This is a genomic window from Candidatus Nitrosopumilus koreensis AR1, from assembly GCF_000299365.1.
In the GTDB taxonomy this organism is placed as follows: domain Archaea; phylum Thermoproteota; class Nitrososphaeria; order Nitrososphaerales; family Nitrosopumilaceae; genus Nitrosopumilus; species Nitrosopumilus koreensis.
In genome coordinates this window covers 1,396,894-1,419,993 of the sequence record NC_018655.1, presented here as the reverse complement: position 1 = coordinate 1,419,993, position 23,100 = coordinate 1,396,894, and the positions used below count along the sequence as shown (strand labels likewise).

The 23,100-nt window shown below is 35.7% G+C and carries 16 protein-coding genes and 1 pseudogene; 15 read left to right on the top strand and 2 right to left on the bottom strand.

What is annotated here, in order from left to right:
* Positions 1–1,260: a hydroxymethylglutaryl-CoA reductase, degradative gene (locus NKOR_RS08440; RefSeq protein WP_014963933.1), complete on the top strand. Its 1,260-nt coding sequence runs from the start codon at positions 1–3 to the stop codon at positions 1,258–1,260.
* Here NKOR_RS08440 and NKOR_RS08435 read toward each other — a convergent pair.
* Positions 1,257–2,132, bottom strand: coding sequence for a N,N-dimethylformamidase beta subunit family domain-containing protein (locus tag NKOR_RS08435; RefSeq protein WP_014963932.1), 876 nt, complete (start codon positions 2,130–2,132; stop codon positions 1,257–1,259). The two genes, NKOR_RS08440 and NKOR_RS08435, sit on opposite strands and share 4 nt — an antisense overlap.
* 56 nt (positions 2,133–2,188) lie before the next feature.
* Here NKOR_RS08435 and hisG point away from each other — a divergent pair, with 56 nt between their 5' ends.
* Genes hisG through hisI form a run of 9 tightly spaced genes read left to right on the top strand, consistent with a single transcriptional unit; the run spans position 2,189 to position 9,490 of the window.
* Complete coding sequence (gene hisG, locus NKOR_RS08430; RefSeq protein WP_014963931.1) at positions 2,189–3,166, top strand: ATP phosphoribosyltransferase; 978 nt, start codon at positions 2,189–2,191, stop codon at positions 3,164–3,166.
* Positions 3,166–4,428, top strand: a complete 1,263-nt coding sequence (hisD, locus tag NKOR_RS08425) for a histidinol dehydrogenase (RefSeq protein ID WP_014963930.1) — start codon at positions 3,166–3,168, stop codon at positions 4,426–4,428. The genes hisG and hisD overlap by 1 nt, the downstream gene beginning before the upstream one ends.
* Positions 4,428–5,498: a histidinol-phosphate transaminase gene (gene hisC / locus NKOR_RS08420; protein ID WP_014963929.1), complete on the top strand. Its 1,071-nt coding sequence runs from the start codon at positions 4,428–4,430 to the stop codon at positions 5,496–5,498. Before hisD ends, hisC begins: the two co-directional genes overlap by 1 nt.
* Positions 5,499–5,502: 4 nt before the next feature.
* On the top strand, positions 5,503–6,423 hold the full coding sequence (locus NKOR_RS08415; RefSeq protein WP_014963928.1) for an HAD-IA family hydrolase: 921 nt from the start codon (positions 5,503–5,505) through the stop codon (positions 6,421–6,423).
* Positions 6,424–6,451: 28 nt separating this feature from the next.
* Complete coding sequence (locus tag NKOR_RS08410) at positions 6,452–7,039, top strand: imidazoleglycerol-phosphate dehydratase (RefSeq protein ID WP_014963927.1); 588 nt, start codon at positions 6,452–6,454, stop codon at positions 7,037–7,039.
* The gene (hisH, locus tag NKOR_RS08405) at positions 7,039–7,641 is read left to right on the top strand and encodes an imidazole glycerol phosphate synthase subunit HisH (RefSeq protein ID WP_014963926.1); all 603 of its coding nucleotides are present in this window, start codon (positions 7,039–7,041) and stop codon (positions 7,639–7,641) included. The genes NKOR_RS08410 and hisH overlap by 1 nt, the downstream gene beginning before the upstream one ends.
* Positions 7,638–8,348, top strand: coding sequence for a 1-(5-phosphoribosyl)-5-[(5-phosphoribosylamino)methylideneamino]imidazole-4-carboxamide isomerase (hisA, locus tag NKOR_RS08400; protein ID WP_014963925.1), 711 nt, complete (start codon positions 7,638–7,640; stop codon positions 8,346–8,348). Before hisH ends, hisA begins: the two co-directional genes overlap by 4 nt.
* The gene (gene hisF, locus NKOR_RS08395; protein WP_016939492.1) at positions 8,341–9,138 is read left to right on the top strand and encodes an imidazole glycerol phosphate synthase subunit HisF; all 798 of its coding nucleotides are present in this window, start codon (positions 8,341–8,343) and stop codon (positions 9,136–9,138) included. The genes hisA and hisF overlap by 8 nt, the downstream gene beginning before the upstream one ends.
* A 22-nt stretch (positions 9,139–9,160) precedes the next feature.
* On the top strand, positions 9,161–9,490 hold the full coding sequence (gene hisI, locus NKOR_RS08390) for a phosphoribosyl-AMP cyclohydrolase (protein WP_014963923.1): 330 nt from the start codon (positions 9,161–9,163) through the stop codon (positions 9,488–9,490).
* Position 9,491: 1 nt separating this feature from the next.
* Here the strand turns inward: hisI and NKOR_RS08385 are convergent, their stop codons facing one another.
* The gene (locus NKOR_RS08385; protein ID WP_014963922.1) at positions 9,492–10,064 is read right to left on the bottom strand and encodes a hypothetical protein; all 573 of its coding nucleotides are present in this window, start codon (positions 10,062–10,064) and stop codon (positions 9,492–9,494) included.
* A gap of 216 nt (positions 10,065–10,280) precedes the next feature.
* Here NKOR_RS08385 and thrC point away from each other — a divergent pair, with 216 nt between their 5' ends.
* From thrC to NKOR_RS08360, 5 genes and pseudogenes are all read left to right on the top strand, one after another.
* Complete coding sequence (gene thrC / locus NKOR_RS08380) at positions 10,281–11,495, top strand: threonine synthase (protein ID WP_014963921.1); 1,215 nt, start codon at positions 10,281–10,283, stop codon at positions 11,493–11,495.
* Positions 11,495–12,827 (top strand): annotated as a pseudogene (locus NKOR_RS10675) (ThiF family adenylyltransferase). The gene thrC and the pseudogene NKOR_RS10675 overlap by 1 nt, the downstream one beginning before the upstream one ends.
* Before the next feature lie 215 nt (positions 12,828–13,042).
* Positions 13,043–18,184, top strand: coding sequence for a hypothetical protein (locus NKOR_RS08370; RefSeq protein ID WP_014963920.1), 5,142 nt, complete (start codon positions 13,043–13,045; stop codon positions 18,182–18,184).
* Between the two features lie 105 nt (positions 18,185–18,289).
* The gene (locus NKOR_RS08365) at positions 18,290–19,258 is read left to right on the top strand and encodes a hypothetical protein (RefSeq protein WP_016939839.1); all 969 of its coding nucleotides are present in this window, start codon (positions 18,290–18,292) and stop codon (positions 19,256–19,258) included.
* A 31-nt stretch (positions 19,259–19,289) separates the two neighbouring features.
* A complete protein-coding gene (locus NKOR_RS08360; RefSeq protein WP_016939838.1) occupies positions 19,290–23,096 on the top strand; it encodes a S8 family serine peptidase in 3,807 nt (1,268 codons plus the stop codon).
* Positions 23,097–23,100 lie beyond the last annotated feature (4 nt).

Sequence of the window (23,100 nt, the reverse complement as noted above, 5' to 3'; positions counted from 1 at the left end):
ATGCCTGACTCGTCAATTTCAAAATTTTTTGAAAAGACTAGAAAGGAAAGACTAGATGTAATCAAAAATTTTGCAAATCTAACGGAAGATGATATTCAATCATTAGAACTACCTGATGGTGGAATTACATTTGATAAAGCAGATAAGATGGTAGAAAATGCGTTTGGAACATTTTCACTACCACTAGGAGTTGCAACTAACTTCAAAATCAACAACAAAGATTATCTTGTACCTATGGTAATTGAAGAGCCTTCTGTAATTGCTGCAGCATCAAAGGCAGCCAAACTTGCAAGATCAAAAGGCGGGTTTACAGTAGCTGCTGATGAGTCTTACAGTATAGGACAGATTCAAGTTTTAGGTGCAAATATAGATGATGCAATATCTAAAATCAAAGAAAACACCAAAGATATTTTGGATCTTGCAAATTCAAAAAGTAACACACTTTCTAAGATGGGAAAAGGAGCAAAAGAGATCACATGCAAAAAACTTGACACCGATTTTGAACCAATGTTAATTGTTGAACTTTTGATTGATGTAGGTGATGCAATGGGTGCAAACGTTACCAATACAATGTGTGAAGGTGTTGCCCCATTAATTGAAAAATTAACTGGAGGAAAAACACTTCTCAGAATACTATCAAATTATTCTACGAGACGTATGGTAAAGGCAACTGCTGTTTTTGATAAGGAATCAGTTGGAGGTGACGAGGTTGTAGACAATATGATTCATGCATATCAATTTGCAAAACACGACGTGTATCGAGCAGTAACTCATAACAAAGGAATCATGAATGGAATCATTGCAGTGGCAAATGCTACCGGACAAGACAGTCGTGCAATAGAAGCCGCTGCAAATGCATATGCTGCACGCTCTGGGCAATACCGCTCATTGTCTGAATGGAATAAAGATTCTGATGGAAATCTTGTTGGTACTCTGGAAATTCCATTGTCTGTTGGAATTGTAGGTGGCATCATCAATGTTCATCCTGTTGCAAAAATTTGTACCAAAATTCTAGGTTCAGAATCTGCAAAAGAACTGGCCTGTATTATTGCTGCAACAGGTCTTGCTCAGAACTTTAGTGCTATGAGGGCACTTGCAACTGATGGTATACAAAAAGGACACATGCGTCTTCATGCAAGAAACTTGGCATCCGCAGCAGGTGCCACTACTGAGCAGATTGATAAGATAGTTTCTCAGATGATTGAAGAAAATAATATTTCTCTTGATAATGCTAAAGAACTAGTAAAAAGTATGAATTAATCGTTTTTTATTATTGATTCAAGTAGTGATGTGTCTTTCCAAATAATGTATTCTGGATAACAATTTAACATCACACCGTTATCAATTTTATAAAATTCCCAATTTGCACATTCTGTATCATATTCATACGGTCTAGTATTATCAAATTCCCAATTAAACCCATTATCTATTGATGAATCTGGATATGCATGACCTTTTACTAATGTGATTTCATCGTTTTGTTCATCATAAGATACTTCAGCATAAAGGGCATTTGGATAAAGATACAACACTTTTGGATGTGAATCAATTGCGTCAAACATTTCTTTTGTGACATATTCATTATGTAACAAAATTACTTTATCGTATTGGACCAAAATGTTGGGATTTTTATGAACATCAATATCAGAAATCATTTCAAATCCTAATAAATTTAAAATCTGGATTGCATTTTTTCCTGAATTATATTGCGGTGGTTGTACTCTATCTATTTTTACAGTTAAACATTCTTTTCCGCAAATTCCATCATAATAATCATAAAATCCATTTGAACCATATGCAGAATGAGTAAAAACTGGAAGAATAACAATTGTTTTACCCACACCCTTTTTCATTTCGTTAATTATTGACAGTGATTCTTCTTTAGGTTCAAACCAAGAATATCTAAAACTCATGTCCTTGTTTAGATCTTCTTCATATGTGTATTGCAAAAAAAGGTCTGATGTATCTAAATTAATACGATTTCCACCTGGGTTATAGTTTAAATCAAACACTATGTCTTGGCTGATGTTTTTTTCTTCTGTATTGGACAAATTCTCTTGTGGTGAAAAAAATATTAAAACAACTGTGATTAGTATTATTATTCCACTTAGAGCGAAAACTACTTTTTTCATTTATGTTGCTTTTAAATTAAATAGTCTGTTATATACTGGTTTTTCGAAGTAAAATTATGTCTGAAATTAGGTTTGCTATTCCTAAAGGAAGTTTGGAGGAAGCTACATTCAAGCTTTTGGAGAGGTCATGGACCAAGGTCAACCGTAAGAGTAGAACATACAGAGTATATCTTGATGATCCAAAAATTATTGTAAAGATGCTTCGACCTCAGGAGATTCCAACCTTAGTTAATGAAGGATTATACGATGTAGGAATTACTGGAAAAGATTGGGTAGGTGAAACAAACGCTGATGTAGAACCAATTCTGGACCTAGAATATGGTAAGATTAGACTAGTTATTGCATTTCCAGATAATTATCGATACAAAAATCTAGATGCAATGATTGCAGATTATGCTAAAATGAAAAAGACTTTGAGAATTTCTTCTGAATATCTCACAACCGCGTCTCGTTTTATCAAGAGTTGCAAATCTTACAAAAAATATTTTGGAAACAAAGATCCACAAATTATCACTCCTTGGCTGCGTATTGGAACTAACAAATCAGTTCAGATTCATCTGTCATTTGGTGCAACAGAGGCAAAACCCCCAGAAGATGTGGATGCAATCATGGATGTAACTGAAACTGGAACTACGCTAAAACAAAATAAACTCAAAATTGTAGATGAAGTTCTCACATCAACTGCACATCTAATAGTAAACAAAAAATCACTTAAAGACAAAGCAAAACGAGAAAAGATTTTTGATATTGTTACTCTGATGAGAGGTGCAGTACATGGCAAAAAATACCTACACATTTACCTAAATGTAGAAGAGAAGAATCTACCAAAGATGCTAAAACAAATTTCATCATTAAAAAAACCAACAATTAGTCCACTAAGCGAAGATGGTTGGTATGGTGTAAACACAGTGATTAAAAAATCAGAATTTCACAAAATAATTCCAAAATTACGAAAGATTGCACAAGGATTAGTGGTACATGAACCACGACAAATCCTGGAACTTGAGGAGATCAAACGTGATGAGGAAAATTGATGAAAATCATTTCAATTAATAACCCAGAGCAGTTTCTAAAGAAAATAGGCACAAAAAACTCTTCAAAAAACCAGAAAATTGTAGAATCTATACTCAACGATGTAAAAAATAATGGTGATACTGCACTTAAAAAATATGAAAAAAAGTTTGGAGCAGGTAAAATTTCGTCATTAAGAGTTTCACAACGTGAAATTACTAGTGCATACTCTAAAGTTTCAGCAAAGGATATCTCTGCAATCAAACTCGCAAAATCAAGATTATCAAAAGCAGAATCTGCAATAAAACGTCAGTTCAAAGATATTACAATAAAATTTGATGGAACAAAACTCTCAAAATCCTTTGTTCCAATTGATAGCGTTGGATGTTATGTGCCAGGTGGAATGGCAAGATATCCAAGTTCTGCTGTAATGTCTGTTACTCCTGCACAAATTGCAGGTGTGAAAAGAATAGTTGTAGTATCTCCACCTAACTCTTTAGGAAATATAGATCCATTAACGATTGTGGCAGCTGATATTTGTGGCGCAACTGAAATTTACAAAACTGGTGGTGCACAATCAATAGCAGCATTAACATATGGGACACCTTCTATCAAAAAAGTAGATAAGATTGTAGGACCTGGTGGTGCATTTGTTACTTTAGCAAAATATCTGGTAAGCAATATTGTATCCATAGACATGATGGCAGGTCCAACTGAACTAGGAATTGTCATTGATTCTGCAACAGATGCTGATCTTGCAGCACTAGATCTTATTTCACAAGCAGAACACTCTTCAGATACATTTTGTTATGCACTGACTACCTCAAACTCAATTGCAAAGAAAATCCAATCTAGTGTAAATTCTAAACTCCAAAATATTCAGCGCTCAAAGATTGTAAAATCTAGTCTTGAATCAAATGGATTCATTGGTGTGTGTAAGGCATCTGATATTGTCAATATTGTAAATGATCTGGCACCTGAGCACTTGGAGATTATGAGCAAAAATGTTAAAAAATGGAATAAAATCAAAAATCCTGGATTAGTTTTACTCGGAAAAAACAGTCCATCTTCTGCAAGTGATTATTTACTAGGCTCAAATCACATATTACCAACAAACGGATTTGGCAAAACTCGAGGTTCCTTATCTGTATTAGATTTTGTAAAACTCTTAACCAAAGTAGAAACTAGCAAAAAAGATTTACAGAAAATATCAAAATCTATGCAGGATCTCACTTTAGCAGAAGGATTGCCAAATCACTATGAGGCAGTAAGGGGTAGATTGTAATGAAAAACTCGTGGTATGCAAAAAAATTAGAAGAATATGCAAAGCTAAGTGGTTACAAAAAACCTGAAAAGTTTGATGATGTTTTAAAACTAGACTCTAATGAGAATTTTGTAATAAACAAAAAATTTCAACAGGATGTCATTTCTTATGCTAGAGCAAATTCTGATGTTAGAGAATATCCGTTGGGTGGAATAGAAAGACTGGTATCAAAACTATCAAAGTATCTTAAAGTTTCTGAAAACATGATTGGTGTTGGAAATGGCTCTGATCAAATCTTGGATTTGTTTTTAACAAACCTGGCATCAAAAAAGACTAGAATTCTAACGTCTGATCCAACATTTGGTTTTTTTGAAGAACGATGTAAACTATATGCAATTCCTTGTATCAAGATCCCTTTTTCATCTGATATGAAATTAGATCTTGAAAAATTCAATGCTAATTTAGGAAAATGTCAAATTCTATACTTGGATTCCCCAAACAATCCTACTGGTTTCCAATTTTCAAAGACTCAGATAGAATCATTGCTCAAAAAATTTGATGGGTTGGTAATTATTGATGAAGCATATGGAGAATTTGGTGACTCATCAACTGTTTCACTAACCAAAAAATATGACAATCTTGTAGTTGTCAAAACATTTTCCAAAGCTTTTGGTTTGGCAGGTCTTCGTTTAGGATACTTTGTGGCAAACAAGAAAATAGTTGAGGTGTTCAACCAAGTATTGCAATATCCATATCCTCTTAACACTCTTGCAATTGAGGCAGGAATTGCCTCACTGGACAAAGTAGATCAGATGAGGGAGGCAGCAGAAATCATCAAGGCCGAGCGCAAAAAAATCATTGAGACTCTACGCAAATACGATGCTTTTACAGTATTTGATTCCAAGGCTAATTTTGTCCTATTTGATGCTAAAGGTGCAGACAAGCGTGTGTTTGCTGCACTAGTTGAACAAGGAATTTCCATACGTAAACTGGGTAAGATTGGTTCTCATTCTGGATGTCTGCGTGTTACTGTTGGAACTAAGGAAATGAATTCAAAATTCCTTTTAGCAATACGTGATCTTTTAGGATAAAAAATTGAACAATCAAAAATTTGATTCTATAATTTTTGATTGTGATGGAGTGTTGGTAGATATTACTCAGTCTTATGACAAAACAATCGACAAGACATGCAAATACATCCTTAAAGAATATGCAGGAATTGATTCCATTACTATTGATCATAAAATAATTGATGGGTTCAAAGCATCAGGGGGATTCAATGATGAAGTTGACTTGACATATGCTGCAGTATTGTCATTGTATGTAGCTGATAAACTAAACGAGAATCCCTCTGAATTTATCTGTAAAGTTATATCAAATACTGATAAAACTGGAATACTTTCTGTTCAGAGTTATGTTAAATCCATTTGTGATATTTCTGAATTTTTATCTAAATTAGGTTCATTAGATGATAGACACCGCAATCCAGTTTATTCTATCTTTGATCAGATTTTTTTTGGACCAGAACTGTATGAAAAATTGTTTGAAAAACCATCAAAATTTTCTGAAAAAGGTATGATCTCAAATGATAAAGTAATTTTATCTGTATCTCTATTGAAAACATTGCAAAAAGAATTTGGAAAAAAATTGGCAGTTGTTACTGGCAGAGGAATTGAATCAATTCGTTATTCCCTAAAAGACATGCTAAATTACTTTGACATAAACAGCTCTGCATTTTTAGAAGACGAACCAAGAGCGTTGGCAAAACCAAATCCTGCAGCACTTATTCGCGCTATACAAGCTATGGGTTCAAAAAATTGTCTGTATGTGGGCGATTCAATGGAGGATTATATGATGGCAAAAGATGCAACAGCGGCAGGAAATCCTACCACTTTTTGTGCAATTGTGGGTACAAGCACAAATCCTGAAGATAGACGTAAACTATTTGCAAAGTCAGGCGTGCAAATGATTCTTGAATCAATAAATGATATTCCGAAGGTATTAAATTTAGTTTGATAAAGTATGATTATTCTCTGGTGATAAAATGAAAAAACGCTCAAGCAAAATAAAACGTGAAACAAAAGAAACAAGTGTTTCAGTTACAGTTAACATTGATGGTACAGGAAAAACCAACATATCTACTGATGTTAACTTTATTGATCACTTGATTACTGCATTTGGAAAACATGCAATGTTGGATTTAACAGTAAAAGCAAAATCAAAAGACAATATTGTACATCACTTAATTGAAGATACTGCAATTACAATTGGAAATGCAATTGATAAAGCATTAGGAAATAGAACAGGCGTTACTAGATTTAGCTATGCATCTGTTCCAATGGATGAATCATTAGCTGAAGTATCAGTAGATTTGGTAAAAAGACCATTTTACAAATTATCTTTGTCCATCAAGAGAACAAAGATTGAAGATGTATCAAAAGAAGATCTTGAACACTTTTTCCAATCTTTACTACAAAATCTTAACAGCTGTATCCACCTTACTGTAAAGTATGGGGACAACGATCACCACAAGGTAGAATCTGCAATAAAATCCTTGGCAGTAGCATTTAGGATTGCATGTTCGAAAGACCCAAAACAAAAAGGAATCCCTAGTACAAAAGGCGCAATGTAATGACAAAGATTGCTATTTTTGATTACGGAGCTGGAAATATTTTCAGTCTCAAAAATGCACTGGAAAAACAAAATGCAACCGTAGAAGTTCAAACTCAAGTTGACAAACTAACTGGATATGATGGAATCTTTTTGCCAGGAGTTGGAAATTTTGATCCTGCAATACAGAGTATTAATCGTGATTCTGTAGACTTTCTTCAGGTTGTGGGCAGTACGCCTGTATTTGGGATATGTCTGGGAATGGAAATGTTCTTTGAGAAGAGTCAGGAAGGAAAAGAAAAAGGTCTTGGAATAATTGATGGTGATGTCATTGTTTTACCTGATACTCTAAAGGTTCCACACATGGGATGGAATGCACTTGAAATAAAACAAGAAAATAAAATTCTTGAGGGTGTAGAAAACAATTCGTGGGTATACTTTGTACATTCTTACAGAGCAAATCCTAAAAATCTAGATGTAATAGTTGCAGAATCTGATTATGATGTAAAAGTCCCATCTATTGTTCAAAAAGAAAATTATTTTGGAACTCAATTTCATCCAGAAAAATCAGGCGATGTTGGTGCATTAATGCTAAAGAATTTTCTACGTGAGTGTTCTAAATGAAAATAATTCCTGCAATTGATTTGATGGATGGACAAGTAGTTCGATTATACAAAGGAGATCCTAAACAAAAAACGGTTTATAGTGATGATCCTGTATCTGTTGCCAAAAAATGGCAAGAAGCAGGAGCTGATATGTTGCATATTGTTGATTTAGATGCAACACTTGGAACTGGAAGTAATTTGGATTTGATTGAAGAAATTACAACGGAATTGTCCATACCTGTTGAGGTGGCTGGTGGTCTACGTGATGAGGTAACAATTGATAGGGCAATTTCTTTTGCCACTCGAATTGTTCTTGGTACTTTGGCATTTAAAAATAAAGAATTATTGCAATATATTGCTAAAAAATATGGATTTTCAAAAATTGTAATCTCAGTTGATCATGTAGATGGATTTATTGTTACACATGGATGGAAAGAGAGTACAAAAACACCTTTGATTGATGCAATACATGAATTTGTAAACATGGGATTTACCGAATTTTTACTCACAAATGTAAGCAAGGATGGAACAATGGAAGGCCCTGACTTGGAATTTTTAGAAAAAGCATGTGCTATACAAAATACAAATGTAATTGCAAGTGGTGGGATATCAAATATTGATGATGTATCAAATGTACAAACAAAAAATGCATTTGCAGTAATTTTGGGTAAAGCACTATATGAAAACAAGATATCAATTGAGGAGGCAAAACAACTTGTTGACTAAACGAATCATTCCATGTCTGGATGTAGATAATGGACGAGTAGTCAAAGGATTAAACTTTGAATCAATAAAGGATGCAGGAGATCCAGTTGAGCTTGCTGCCAAATATAGTAAAGATGGAGCAGACGAACTTGTTTTTTTAGATATCACTGCATCTCAAGAAAAAAGAAAAACAATCAAAGAACTGGTAGCTAGTGTTGCTAAAGTCATTGATATTCCATTTACTGTGGGTGGTGGGGTAAACAGTATGGATGATGCAAGAAATATTTTGCTTAGTGGTGCAGACAAAGTTGGAGTGAATACAGGTGCTGTAAAAAACCCTACACTGTTAACTGAACTTATGACTGTATTTGGAAAACAATGTGTTGTGATAGCTATAGATGCAAAACGAAATTATTCTGAGGATTCTACTAAAACAATGTTTGAAGAAAATGGAAAAAAGTTTTGGTTTGAGGTTTTCATTTATGGTGGTAAACGGGAAACTGGACTTGATGCCATTCAATGGGCAAAAAAAGCAACAGAACTTGGTGCTGGAGAAGTACTTCTAACTAGTATAGATAAAGATGGAACAAAAGATGGATATGATGTTTTGCTTACAAAAAAAATAGTTGATACTGTTTCTGTACCAGTTATTGCATCTGGAGGATGTGGAAAACCAGAAGACATGTATGAAATATTTGAAAAATCTAATGTTGATGCTGCTTTAGCTGCCTCAATTTTTCACTATGAAGACCAATCGGTAAATAGAGTCAAAGAAATTCTTAGAGAGAAAAACATCTCTGTACGATTATAAAGAAATCCTGTCATGAGTGTCTATGGATAAAACAATTGAAGAAATTGATTTTGAAAAAAGTGGAGGGCTGATTCCAATTATTGTTCAAGATGCAAACACCAAAGATGTACTTACTCTTGCATATTCAAACAAGGAATCATTGGAACTAACAAAGAAAACTGGTAACTCTTGGTTTTTCAGTCGTTCTAGAAACAAACTTTGGATGAAAGGTGAAGAATCTGGTAATACTCAAAAAGTCAAAGAAATTCTTGTCGATTGTGATTCTGATGCCATTATTTATCTTGTTGAACCATCGGGACCTGCATGTCACACTGGAGAGAGAGTATGTTTTCATAACTCACTTGAAAAATAAATTAGCAAACAGGTTGATAACTCTCTTCATCTCCTGGAAGTATCTTATTTATGATTTTAAATTCTAAATTAGGGTAATCGGTCCCTCTAAAAACAACTCTCCATTCTCCTACAAATTCATCCACAGAACAATATCCACTTGATTTTGAAAGCTGTGGTTGTAAATAATAATTGAATGCTGGTTTTTCTGCCCCGTCAAATGGAATTGATAAATAAACTTCGTAATGTGTACTGTTTTTTGGTTTTAAAAATACAACTTGACCTTTTTCTTCATAATCTAATCCGCCAATTCTGAGAAAAATTTTCTCTCCCAACACATATTCAGTTCGATCAATTTGAAATGGTCCTGAAGTAATCCACTCTCTCTCTTTTGGTGTGTATTCGTTTTCAAGATTTATTTTTTCAATGTCTTCTAATTTTTCTTGAATTTCTGGTATTGTTTCTTCAATTGGATCCAATTCCTTATTTACCGTATCCTCAACCTCCATGGTTTCTGGTTGTTCAAAATTAATTGCAATCATTGCAACTATTGCAATTACTACAGCAATGATGGGAATTATGACTTTGCCATTCATAAAACAGATTAATAAAAAATCACTAAAAACCTTCCTTATTGTATAAAATCTATTAAAATCTAGTTTTTTGTAGAAAATACATATGGTTTCATTTTTGACATCTATTTTCTAGGTATTTTTGATAGTTTTTTACTATATTTTTTATACACTAAAATTAAGTATTACTTAATTTGATATTAGGATTTTTTATGTATGATTTAGGAGGAAAAACTGATCTTGGCTAGAACATCACTACAATGCAGAGAATGCAAAAAACAGTATGATACTGCTTTCAAGTATATTTGTGATGATTGTTTTGGCCCCTTAGATGTGAAATATGATTTTCCAACTGTTACCAAAGATACCTTTTCTAATCGTGAACATACGTATTGGAGATATTTCGAATTACTTCCAATAGAATCAAAATCAAACATTGTTAGTATTGATGCTGGAATGACTCCATTAACAAAAGCAGAAAACTTGGGTAAAAAACTTGGACTCAATAATCTATACATAAAAAATGATTCTGTAAATCCTACATTTTCATTCAAAGATAGACCTGCAGGTGTCGCAATATCAAAAGCAAAAGAATTTGGATTGTCTGCAGTTGGCTGTGCATCAACTGGCAATTTAGCATCAGCCACTGCAGCTCATGCAGCAAAAGGTGGTTTTCCGTGTCATGTATTTGCACCAAGCAATATTGAAATGGCAAAGATTGCACAAGCCTTGTCTTATGGTGCAAACTATGTTGCAGTTGATGGAACATATGATGATGCAAACAGAATTGCAGCACAAATTGGTGACTCTAAGGGAATTGGGATTGTAAATATTAACATGCGTTCACATTATGTAGAAGGCTCTAAAACTTTGGCATATGAAGTTGCAGAACAACTTGAATGGAGTGTACCTGATCAACTAATTGTTCCAGTTGGTAGTGGTGCAATGCTTAATGCAATTTGTAAAGGCTTTGAAGAATTACAAAATGTCTCATTACTTGGTGATGTATCTAACATGCACATGATTGCAGCACAACCACATGGTTGTGCACCTGTTGTTGATGCATTCAAGAAAAAATCTAAAGATGTAATCCCAGTTGAGAATCCTGATACTATTGCAAAAAGTTTGGCAATAGGTGATCCTGGAGATGGACGATATGTGTTAAAAAGATTAGAACAATACAATGGGTTTGCTGAAGAATGTAACAACAAAGAAATTCTAGATGCAATACTTCTCTTGGCCAAAACTGAAGGAATATTTACAGAACCTGCTGGAGGAGTTTCTGTTTCTGTATTGCAAAAAATGGTAGAACAAGGTAAGATTGACAAAAATGATAAGGTTGTATGTTATGTAACTGGAAATGGTCTTAAAGCAACTGAATCTATTATGGAAGTACTACAAAAACCAAAAGTACTCAAAGCAGATATCTCAGAAATTTCGGCGGTAGTAAACTAATGGCAAATATCACATTTACAATTCCCTCCGTTCTAAATCAAGGTGGGGGGGAAAAGAAAACTGAAGTGTCTGCAAATTCATTGCAAGACGCATTTGCCAAAATCTCTGAACTGATGGGTGATGATTTTAAGAGACGAGTTTTAGAAGGCAATGGGGCTCCTCGTTCTTTGATTAATATCTACATTAATGGTAAGAATGCTAAATTTTCTTCTGGAATGGAAACTCCTCTAAAAGATGGTGATGAGGTTTACATTTTGCCTGCAGTTGCTGGAGGCTCTGAAGAACTATCCTCAAAAGAACTTGACAAATTTTCGAGACAAGTAATGCTTGAAGAAATTGGATATGGTGGACAACTAAAACTAAAAAATGCTAAAGTATGTGTTGTTGGAACTGGAGGTCTAGGGCATCCAATAATTTCTAGATTAGCTACAATGGGAGTTGGAAATTTACGAATTATTGATAGAGATGTAATTGAATTATCAAACTTGCATAGACAAATGATGTTTGATGAAGATGACGTTGGACAAGTCAAAGTAGAAGTTGCTGCAAAAAAAACTACAAAAATTAAATCCTGAATGTAAAATTGAAGCACTAGCTATTTCAATAAATGATTATACTGCATTAGAAGTTGTTGAAGGATGTGATGTTGTAATTGACGCGCTTGATAGTGTTAATGCAAGATATGCATTAAACAAAGCTTGTGTGAAATATAACATTCCATTTGTTACAGGTGCTGCAGTTGGAACATCTGGACAAGCTTTTACCATCTTGCCAAAAAAATCTGCATGTTATTTTTGCATGTTTCCAGAATTAAACGAAGATACAATGCCAACATGTAGTATTGAAGGTGTTCATCCTCCTATACTTTCTATTATCGGTGCAATTGAAGTTGCAGAAGCTGTAAAAATAATTCTTGGAAAAAAACCAAATCTCTCTGAAAGAATTTTACATGTTGATTTAGAAAATCTTGATTTTAATTTCACAAGAACATTTAGAGCTGATGAATGCCCAATTTGTGGAACAGGAAAACTTGAAGTCACACAAAAAGAGGAATTCATTTTAGAAGAGTTATGTGGAAGAAATAGAGGAAAGAGAACCTATTCCATTACGCCAACTGATACATTTGATCTTAATGTAGAACAAGTAACCAACATTGCAAAAGAAAAAGGATTCATTGTAGACAATCAAGGAGACTTGGGGTTATCGATGAGAACTAATGATTTGTCTGTAAGCTTTATGAAGAAAGGATCTGCGGTAGTAGTTGGACCAAAAGATGAAGGCGACGCTATAACATTGTACAAAAGCCTCCTCGGCAAACAGATCAAAGCATAAAATATGCTGTAAAAATTCCATAAAATCTATTGAAAATATAAAAAATATGACGATCATTTTAATATTTAGAGTATAATATATAATTCTTATAGGCTAATTTTATAGGAATTATATCAAAATATAATAATTGCTAAAAAAATTTCAATATTTTGTGCAATTGTGGACAATTCGTCCATTACGGTTAAATACTAATTTTAAAGAAAAATGTCAATAACATGAATAACGAAATAGGACGTAAAATAACTAGTCTTACATTAATGACAATTATGATTGCCGGTGGACTGACATTTGCAGTTCCAGGTGTAATGCCTGCTGCACATGCAGCCAACGCCAATCTCTTTGTTTCCGCAGAAAACTCACAGTTTGATAACTACATGTCAGGACCTCAAGTAATTGAGGTCGTCGTAATTGACAGTGACATCAATGATACCGATGAGGCAAAAGGTGAACCAGACGTAACTGTTAACGGCAAGAAACTGAGAATGCTTCAAGCAGTTGATGGTAACTGGTATGGTTACTTTGCAGACAGAGACCAAGCCCAAATCGCAGACTCTACTGCTACAACAGCAGGTTCTGGATTGGACTTTGGTGCATTCTGTTCCGCAGCATCTGGTACATCGATTTTAGGATTCTCAACTTCTGAAACAAACGGTATTGCAGTTCCAATTACAGTAGGATCAGGTAACGGTACACAAACAGGAAGCAGTTCTGGTGGTACAATCACCTCAACATGTAATCTTGCTGGCCTTACTGGATCAACAGCTAATGGTACCAATAACGTTGTAAGAGAAGCAAAAGATCCTAACGCAGGCAATACAAACGTCAACAGAGGCCAAATCGGTCTTACTGCTGATGATGCCTGGCCTTTCGTTCAACTCTATACTCTAAACCCAACAGGTAACGTTGTCGTACAGTACAACAAAGGTGGTGGTGTTCAATCAACAACACTTACTTTTGATACTGTTGATCAATTTGCCGAATTGAGTTTGGACAGAGCTGTATATCCAAGATTGGCACAAGTTCACGCAACAGTTACTGACTTATGGTTAAACATTGACCCAACTGATGAAGACTCTTGGACATTTGCTACCAACGTGAAGAATACAACATCATCCTTCAATGTTGATACATTTTACCAAGTATTCGATGAAAACGGTGCTTCAGGTGGAAGCGCATTATCTCTGAGAACTACATTGTCAGACTTGATGTGTGAAGACAATTGTGTATTGAAATTAAACACCGATGCACAAAACTCTGGCACAAAAGTTTTGACAATCCAGGATAATGACGATACTGTCTTAGACCAACTTAACTCAACTGCTAGTACCAACAATGCATCTGCATTTGGTATTACAAATGAGACAGCTAAGTTAGGTATAGGTTCCATCCCAGTTACCCTCACCGAACAAGGTCCAAACAGTGGTGTCTTTGGTACTTATGATGAATCTGACAAATCAGTACTAAAGATTACAGATAATGCAAAGAGGGGAACCTCCGCATCAATCGATTACAATGAAACACCTCAAACTATTCTTGTAGGATTCGACTTTGCAAGTATTGATATTCAGCCAGTCGATGACGAATGGACCTCTGGTGAAGAGATTCCAGTAGTCATTGTTGATGCTGATCAAAACAAGAACAGCAGAGCCGATGAAGACTTAGATTTGGACAACCCAAGCGTAACCTTAATTCCAGCACTCAAAACCGGTGATCCATTCACCATTGGTGAAGTTACCACAGCACCAGATGTTGCAATATTCAATGTAACAGAACGTACTATTGGTTCATCTTCACCTGCTGCTGGTGATCAAGTAACGTATAATCTAGTATCCGTATCTGCAAACCACAATAACATAACTTCTACTGCTGCAGTAGACACTTTCAGTCAAAGAGCAATAATCTCACAGACTGCAAACACAACTGCAGGATTTGATACGGTAATAATAGACTTGGAAACAACAATGGAAGAATTGCAAAAAACAATTAAGAAAGCAGGTTCAACAGGTGTAGCCTTTAACTTCTTCAACTATAACGTTGAATCATTTGGAGGCTCAGATGTTACTATCTTCTTAATTAACCAAACAACTGCAATTCTTGCTGATAACGATAAATTCAATGGTACTTCAAACAATGCATTCTTGCTAGTAGATAACTCTACTAAGATGCAAGACTATGTATCATTAAATGGACTTGATAGTGAATTGTTCACATCAACTAATCCATCTAGTCAAAACTTGGGTCTCGTATTCGAGTTTAACGTAGCTAGTGCTGGACATACCACAAATGGTATTGCCAGTATTGATGACAAAGAAGTAATCGTTGCTGACTTCTTCTCATTTGGTTTCACTGATGATGGTGTGCAGGCTGGCGAAAGGTTTGCAAACCAAATAATCAGAATTGAGGCCGAAGAAACAGGTGATAACACAAGTACCTTCGAAGGTTCACTTGAGTATATCATGGTTAACCAAATTAACATACAGGATGCAGATACCTTTGCTGGTATCACACCAATCGCAGATGATCCATCATTTATCGTAATTGAGGATCTTACTGACGAAGACGCACCAAGAGTCAACTATAATGACTTGGGTGCAGATGGTGTAGTAACTCCTGTATCTGATCAAGAAGAGGCTCCAAGCCACTCTGGTGTTGTATCATTTAATCAAGATTCATACAAGATAGCTGATACTGTAGTAATTACTTTAGAAGACTTAGATCTTAACGTAGACTCTGACCTCATTGACATCTTTACCGTAGTCGAACAAGGTTCTGGAAAGACCGAAGATATGGTTGGTTCCAAAACAACTCAAACATTGAGCTTTGGTGAACTTGGTAGATTACTAGATGTCACATTTGATGATGTTCAATGGGAAACACCTGATGAAAACACATGTACATCTGATGGTAAAGCTGCAACTGCAACTTCATCATTAGAAGATGTACTATCAGATACTGGACTTGGTGCAACTGGATTTACTCTAATTGAAACAGGTAAAGAAACTGGTGTCTTTGTAGGTGACTTCCAAATACCATCATTTTGGTGTAGAAATGCAGATACCACCACTACTGGTTCTCCAGGACAATACGAATCAACCACTGGTCTCGACATTGAAGTCAACTATGTTGACTTTAGAGATGCCTCTGGTGAAATCGTTGAAGTCGGTGATTCTGCAGGCGTTAGAGCAAACACTGGTTCAGTCAGTCTTGATAGAACCGTCTACCCCGTACCATTTGGTACCGTAGGCGAATCTTCAGCTACTGCAAACGCATCTCCAAACGGAAGATCAGTATTCCCAATACATGCCACAGGCATTTCTGGTACTATTGATTCTGATGAGGAGTTGCCATCAGGAGATCTAACAATTCACGTAAGAATTAACGACCCAGACTTTGACGTAAACCCATCTGGTGAAGATGTAATGAACCAAGATGACGCACTTAAAATCTCTGTAATCAGAGGTTCAAGTAAAGTCGTTCTCGGTTATGCAGGCGCTTCAGAAAGAAACACTGGACTAATTGATGTTGGTGATAACAACTCCACTAGCAAGATTAGAAGCTTCGGTGAGATTGATGAAATCGCCCCAGATGCAGGTATTTACGAGTTGGATGTAGACATTAAATTCACCGACGGACCAGCATCCACCACATGTGCAAATCATAGTACACTATATGCTGCACTTGACGGTACCTCTGGTACAGCTGACACTAACAGATTCGATGCCGCAGCACCTTCTGGAACAGAATACTGTATCTTGCAAGGAGATATCCTCCAAGTAGAATACACTGATCCAGCTGATGCATCAGGTTCCGAAAATACTGTTACTGACTCTGCTACCTTTGATCTTAGAAATGGTGTATTGCAATCCGACAAATCCGTATACATTATCGGTTCCGACATGATCTTAACACTCATTGAGCCAGACCTTGATCTTGACAATGATGCTGCTGAGACCTATGACTTGGACTTGATTGAATGGGACTCTGATGCCGCAACAACAACCATGGGTAACAAGGGTGTTAGTGGCGCAGCAGCCGCATTTGACCCAGAACCAACTGACTTCAGAGAAACAGGTGACTCTACTGGTATCTTCCAGATTGTCATCGAAATTCCTGATGCTTTAGATGGTGATAACTTAGAAAGAGGAGAAGAAATTGTCCTCGAGTATACTGACTGGGGTCCATCCGGATCTGATTATGTAGGAGATGAAGATGAAGATGTCAACTTGACAATCTACACTTCAAACTTCGGTGCAACTGTCGAACTTGACCAAAAAGTATACACATGGACTGACAAAGTTTACATTACCATTGTCGCACCAGATCACAACTTTGACAGTGATCTAGTTGATGAGATTGGAAATACTGATAAAGATCCAATAAAGGTCTCTACCAGAGGACACAAGCTCAACAACTACAAACTCGTCGAAACTGGTACTGACACAGGCATCTTCACAGGTGAAGTAATCCTCACAGGTTTCTCCGCCCATGATGCTGACGGTGATGGTAACACAGGCGATGTAACCGGTACCACAACTGGTAGCGGTCCAACAGGTGGCTTCTTAGCTACTGATGATGATGACGGACTTACTGTCTCCTTTGAATTCTCAGAGGATGAAACAATTGTAGGCTCTGCCCTTATCAGATGGAACATCGGTGAGGTCCAATGGCTTGAAGCAAGTTATCCAGCTAGCGGAACAGGTGTTGTAAGAATTATTGATCCAGACATGAACTTAGATCCAGAAGCAGTCGACAACTTCGATGTCGATGTGTGGTCTGACTCCGATGCCGGAGGTATTGACCTTACTGTAACTGAGACTAATGAGGCAACCGGAATCTTTGAGGGAACTGTGTTCTTCACAACCCTTGATGAATCATCTGGTCACAGACTCAGAGTTTCAGAAGGTGACACTGTCACTGCAGAATATGAGGACAATACACTACCTGATCCATACACAACTGCAGATGAACTTGATATTACTGCCACTTCACTAATTGGCACTGTAGTACCACCTCTCGAGAGAGCACCAGCTGCTAACTTGAGAACCGTTGATGCATTCGGTAACAGCTTAGATTCTGTTTCCGTTGACCAACAGGTACAAATCAGCGCTGACTTAGCAAACGGTCAGGATAGAGAGCAACCATTTGCATACTTGGTACAGATTCAGGATGCTAACGGTGTTACAGTCTCACTAGCATGGATTACAGGTTCACTATCTGCTGGTCAATCATTCAGCCCAGCTTTATCATGGATTCCAACTCAAGCAGGAACCTACACGGCAACTGCATTCGTTTGGGAGTCTGTTGATAATCCAACGGCATTATCACCACCAGTTAGTACAACTATCAACGTAAGATAAAACTAGTTCACATTACCCTTTTTTCTTTTTTGAATCCTACTTAACGAAAGTTATAGACAATTTTTCCAGAAGTAATATCTAGGAGAAGGTTGGCAATAAATTAAAATGAAATTTCAGATTTTGTTTCTATTTTTTTCTATATTGTTAATGATGCAAATTCCAAACTCTTATGCAGCACTTGATTTATCTACAAACAGCAAAGTCTATGCACCATCACATAATCTTCAAGTTTATGGGACTGGTTTGCCCGAAGAGAATTTGATTCTAAGGTTATTTGCACCTGATGAAACAATCGCAAAGTTTGATCAACTAACTACAAATCCTGATGGCTCTTTTAATTATTCTTTATTGACATGGCCCCAACCATCAACTAATTTTCCATATGGGACATACACTGTTGAGGTAATTAGTACCGAACAAGATGGTATATCAAAAAAAATTGATGTACAGTTTTCCTCAACTGCTGATCTCCTTAATGTTCCTGTACAGAGAATTGTAAACACATTGGTATTTGCACCAGAGATTGCAGCAATAAATCAACCAATCAGAGTATTTGTACAAATAACAAGTGACGGACTGTTGATAGGAAATCAACCCGCTGAATTACTTGGGACTACACATGTTCATTTGCCTTCAGGAATGTCAGTTACTTTAACTAATTCCTTTAAGACTTTGCATCAAGGACTGTACTATGTCGATTACACTCCAATTGAAGAGGGAACACATGTGTTTCATGTTGTAGCATTTAGCCAGGGCACAACATCTCATGGTTCTGCTGCAACAACTGTTTTGAGTCAAGATCTAGGTGGAATATCTGAGCAAATAATTAGACTAAACACAATTTTAGATGAGACTTCCAAAGAACTAGATGTTTTACAATCTGAAATTGAAGGGTTTGGTACTACATTGGAAACTGCAAGTAATAAAATCGATGAAAGTACAGGAACCATTTCTACTTCTGTGGGGTTTATCAGTGAAGCGTCATCCCAACTAAATTCCCTGCTTTTTCCGATAATTGCATCTATTGGAATTATTGTGGCATTACAGATTGCAATTTTGGCACGAAGAAGATAGTTATAATAATGTAAGAAACAAAAATTCTTTGATGCCCAAAGTGGCTATTTTCTTTTCAATCATTCTCTTATCATGTGTTCTAACAAACTCATATGCATTTACTGGCGATGATGTATATTTGCAAGATGAACCAAATAAAATTGAATTTGATTCTCAAATAATAGATATAGATAATAGTTTTTTTATTGAAAATAATTTCAAACGTTATTTGATTTTTGGAACAAACTCTCAAAATTTTGATTATCTTAAGAATAACTCCATTTATGGGGCTCAGTCTGATAATGGATTTTTTTATGTTTCATTATTATCTGAAAAATCAGCTTCAATGTTATCTGTACAAGGCCTTCATGTGATTGAGGATTCTAAACTTGACTTTCATTCATCAAATGATTTAATTCCAGATGCTTCAAGAATTGGTGTAATTACTGGTTCAAACAATGCTAAACAAAATTATGGCGCATCAGGAAATGGTATAGTAGTTGCAATTGTGGATACGGGGGTAGATTTCTCAAATCCTGACATTCAACACTCTCTTGCACGAGATGAAATTAATCATCCAATTATGCTTGATCCTGATGGACAAGGGATTGTTCTAACAAATGCAACTTTTTTTGCATACATTGATGAAAACGAAATAATCCGAAATTATAGTAAGCCAATCCCACCACATATGACCTCCTCTGCGTATGTAACAAAGGAAGGGGTGTTTCTTGATATCTCTAAGGGGGGAAAGGGAAGTGATATTCCAATTTACAATTCATTCTTTCCTCAAATTGGCTCTTCTCCAGTTTTTAACGGGACACTATCAAATGATATGAAAATTGGACAAGACAATCGAAACTACATAAAATCAAAAAGTGGTGTGTATCACTTGGGTGTGATATATCAAGGGGGATTAAGCGGACCTCTTGCAAAAATTCAAGTTGTACCTGTTCTTGTAATTGATTCTTTTATTCCTGGAGTTTATGATACTATAATTCCAGACATGACTACATCGTGGGAGGATTATACTAGATTTGATCTGCCTTCTGGTCAAAGACCAAACTATGACTTTGATTTTACCGATGAAAAACCAATCGTTCTAGGAAGTGGCAAAGAGTTTCTTGTTTATGATTCAAATGCTGATGGAAAAAATGATTATAGTGCAGGAACATTTGGTGCACAAGTTTTAGATGTTTATGGTGTCATTCGAAACAACTCTACTGAAATTGATGATACATTAAATGCAATTAATGGAACGCTTTTACCTGCATTAGATCCTGATGGTGAATTCTTTGGTATTATGACTGATTTTATGGGGCATGGTACATCCAGTGCTGCGTCAATTATCTCACGTGGACAAGAAACATACGATATCTATAATGACACGAAAAAATATTCCATAACAGGAGTTGCACCTGATGCCAAAATTTTACCTGTAAAGGCATTATGGTTTGGAGATACTGTTTATGCATGGTTGTGGTCTGCAGGATTTGAAAATGAAAATAATGGTTGGACATTTTCTGGTAAACCTCGAGTAGATATAATTTCTAATAGTTGGGGTGTTTCGAATTTTCCATCATTTAATGCTGCACCTGGAATGGATATCTTGTCCTTAATTCAAAGTATGCTTGCAACTCCTCATTCACTTGATGATGATTATCCTGGAGTTGTCATGGTTTCTAGTGCTGGAAATTCTGGACATGGATATGGAACAATAGGATTGCCAAATGCATCTCCATTTGGAATTGCAGTTGGGGCAACTACAAATAATGTATTTGTTGGTTATGGCCCATTCAAAGAACAACCAAGATTTGGAAATTCTACTGAACACTATAATCATGTAGTTGATTTTTCTAGCAGAGGACCCACAGCTATAGGTGATCCGAAACCTGATGTGATGAGTATGGGTGCACATGGGTTTGTTCCCTCAAATGTGATAAAAACTCAAAAAAATTCCAAAGATGAATCCTTTTCATTATTTGGAGGAACTAGCATGGCAGCACCACTAGTATCTGGGAGTGCCGCCATATTGATTGAAGAGATGAAAAAACAATCTCAAGACTATGATCCCTTCTTAATAAAAAATATCCTCATGTCCACTGCAACTGATATGAACAATGATCCATTTACTCAGGGCTCTGGTTTGGTAAACACAGAGTCTGCCTTGGATTATGTACACGGAAATAACGAAGTGTTTATTGTATCAAACAATGACTCTTATGAAAACATCAAAAGTATACTTGACCCTATAATTGACAATTTTAATTCTACAAAAGTAGGGTTTGAACAGTTTAAACTTCCTTCGCATTCCTTTCCAATGACTAGTTGGTTTGCAGGACAATTAAATGCCGGGGACAGAACAACTGCAACTTTTACAATCAAAAACCCTACTGATATACCACTTTCAATTGATGTGAAATCAAAAACTCTTTCCTTAATCAAACAAACTCAATTTAATGGAACAACAATACCAAGACAGCAGGACTCTATACTAAACAAAACTGACACATTTGCTCCAAACTATGTAAAACTATCTGATGTCAAACAACATGAAGATCTAATGGATTTTTTTGATGAGAAAAATCCTGTTCCTGATGAATCTTCTTTGATGGTTCTTAATGTAAATTTTCCTTTTAATCAATTCCTGAATAATACTTCGGATGTTTTTGCAGATGATATCAAAATATCTTCCTTGTATCTGTATGATTGGTTGGATAATAACAATGATACAAAAGTTACTAGTGATGAAATATCTCTAGTCAATAGAGGAGGCTCTTGGGGAACCGTTCAGGAAATTAGAATTTCAGAACCAGATGAAAAATTTGATGGTGTTCCACTAGTTGGCGTTTATCCAGTTCCAACACGATACTCTTACTGGTTAGGAAACACAAATCAAAACTCAACATCAATGGATTATACTATATCTGCAAGTTATTATCAAGATGATAAATGGTCTATGCTGTGGCCTGAATCTGAAATGATAATTGTTCCACCTAATGATTCTTCAACAATAGATGTTACTTTGGTTACTCCCGATGATTTAGAAACTGGTGTGTATCAAGGATTTTTAACTTTCCAGAGTAACTTGCATGAAGTAAATGCACCTGTATCTTTTGTAATAACAGAACCAGTAACAGAAAATGATTCTACAATTATGCTCAAAGGAAAACAAAGTGACAGTATTCTTTATGGAAATGGATACACTAAAGGTGCATTTGATATGGTTAATCGTTACATGGCAGGTGACTGGAGACAATATTACTTTGATATACAAAACGAATCTGTAAATTCTGCAGCAATTGAAATTTCATGGAAAAACAGTGATACAAATCTGTCCGTATTTGTTATGGACCCCTTGGGACAAATAATTCAAACAAATGTTCCTTCTGGTGTGTTTGGTCATTTTCTTGGATGGCCATCACTTGACTGGTTAGGAAACACTCCATTTAGTCAAGGTGGTGGATTTTTTCCAGTAAAAAACAAAGATGATACATCAACTGTGTTGTATGTGCCAATCAATCAAACTGGCACTTATACTCTGTTGACGCATTCTACCTTGTTTGGAGGAAACTTCACAACTGAACCAATCACGCTTGTAGCTAAATTTACAGATATTTCTCCGGAAACAATCTCACAAAATACAGAAATAATTACAGAATCAAAACAACCTGTTTCTGATTCAAAGACAAGAGAAATGTCTGAAAATATTACAAAAGAATCCATTCAAAAAGATGTGGTATTTTCCTCTGAAGAAACAAATTCGTCCTTGGCAACTGGAATAACAATAGGAATAGCAATAGGGGTTGCGATCGGAATTGTTTCTGTCTTTATTCTTAGACAAAAACCTACCAAGTAACTGA

Coding starts and splice junctions, on each gene's coding strand:
- NKOR_RS08440 (WP_014963933.1), top strand. CDS start 1: ATGCCTGACTCGTCAATTTCAAAATTTTTTGAAAAGACTAGAAAGGAA.
- NKOR_RS08435 (WP_014963932.1), bottom strand. CDS start 2,132: ATGAAAAAAGTAGTTTTCGCTCTAAGTGGAATAATAATACTAATCACA.
- hisG (WP_014963931.1), top strand. CDS start 2,189: ATGTCTGAAATTAGGTTTGCTATTCCTAAAGGAAGTTTGGAGGAAGCT.
- hisD (WP_014963930.1), top strand. CDS start 3,166: ATGAAAATCATTTCAATTAATAACCCAGAGCAGTTTCTAAAGAAAATA.
- hisC (WP_014963929.1), top strand. CDS start 4,428: ATGAAAAACTCGTGGTATGCAAAAAAATTAGAAGAATATGCAAAGCTA.
- NKOR_RS08410 (WP_014963927.1), top strand. CDS start 6,452: ATGAAAAAACGCTCAAGCAAAATAAAACGTGAAACAAAAGAAACAAGT.
- hisH (WP_014963926.1), top strand. CDS start 7,039: ATGACAAAGATTGCTATTTTTGATTACGGAGCTGGAAATATTTTCAGT.
- hisA (WP_014963925.1), top strand. CDS start 7,638: ATGAAAATAATTCCTGCAATTGATTTGATGGATGGACAAGTAGTTCGA.
- hisI (WP_014963923.1), top strand. CDS start 9,161: ATGGATAAAACAATTGAAGAAATTGATTTTGAAAAAAGTGGAGGGCTG.
- NKOR_RS08385 (WP_014963922.1), bottom strand. CDS start 10,064: ATGAATGGCAAAGTCATAATTCCCATCATTGCTGTAGTAATTGCAATA.
- NKOR_RS08370 (WP_014963920.1), top strand. CDS start 13,043: ATGAATAACGAAATAGGACGTAAAATAACTAGTCTTACATTAATGACA.
- NKOR_RS08365 (WP_016939839.1), top strand. CDS start 18,290: ATGAAATTTCAGATTTTGTTTCTATTTTTTTCTATATTGTTAATGATG.
- NKOR_RS08360 (WP_016939838.1), top strand. CDS start 19,290: ATGCCCAAAGTGGCTATTTTCTTTTCAATCATTCTCTTATCATGTGTT.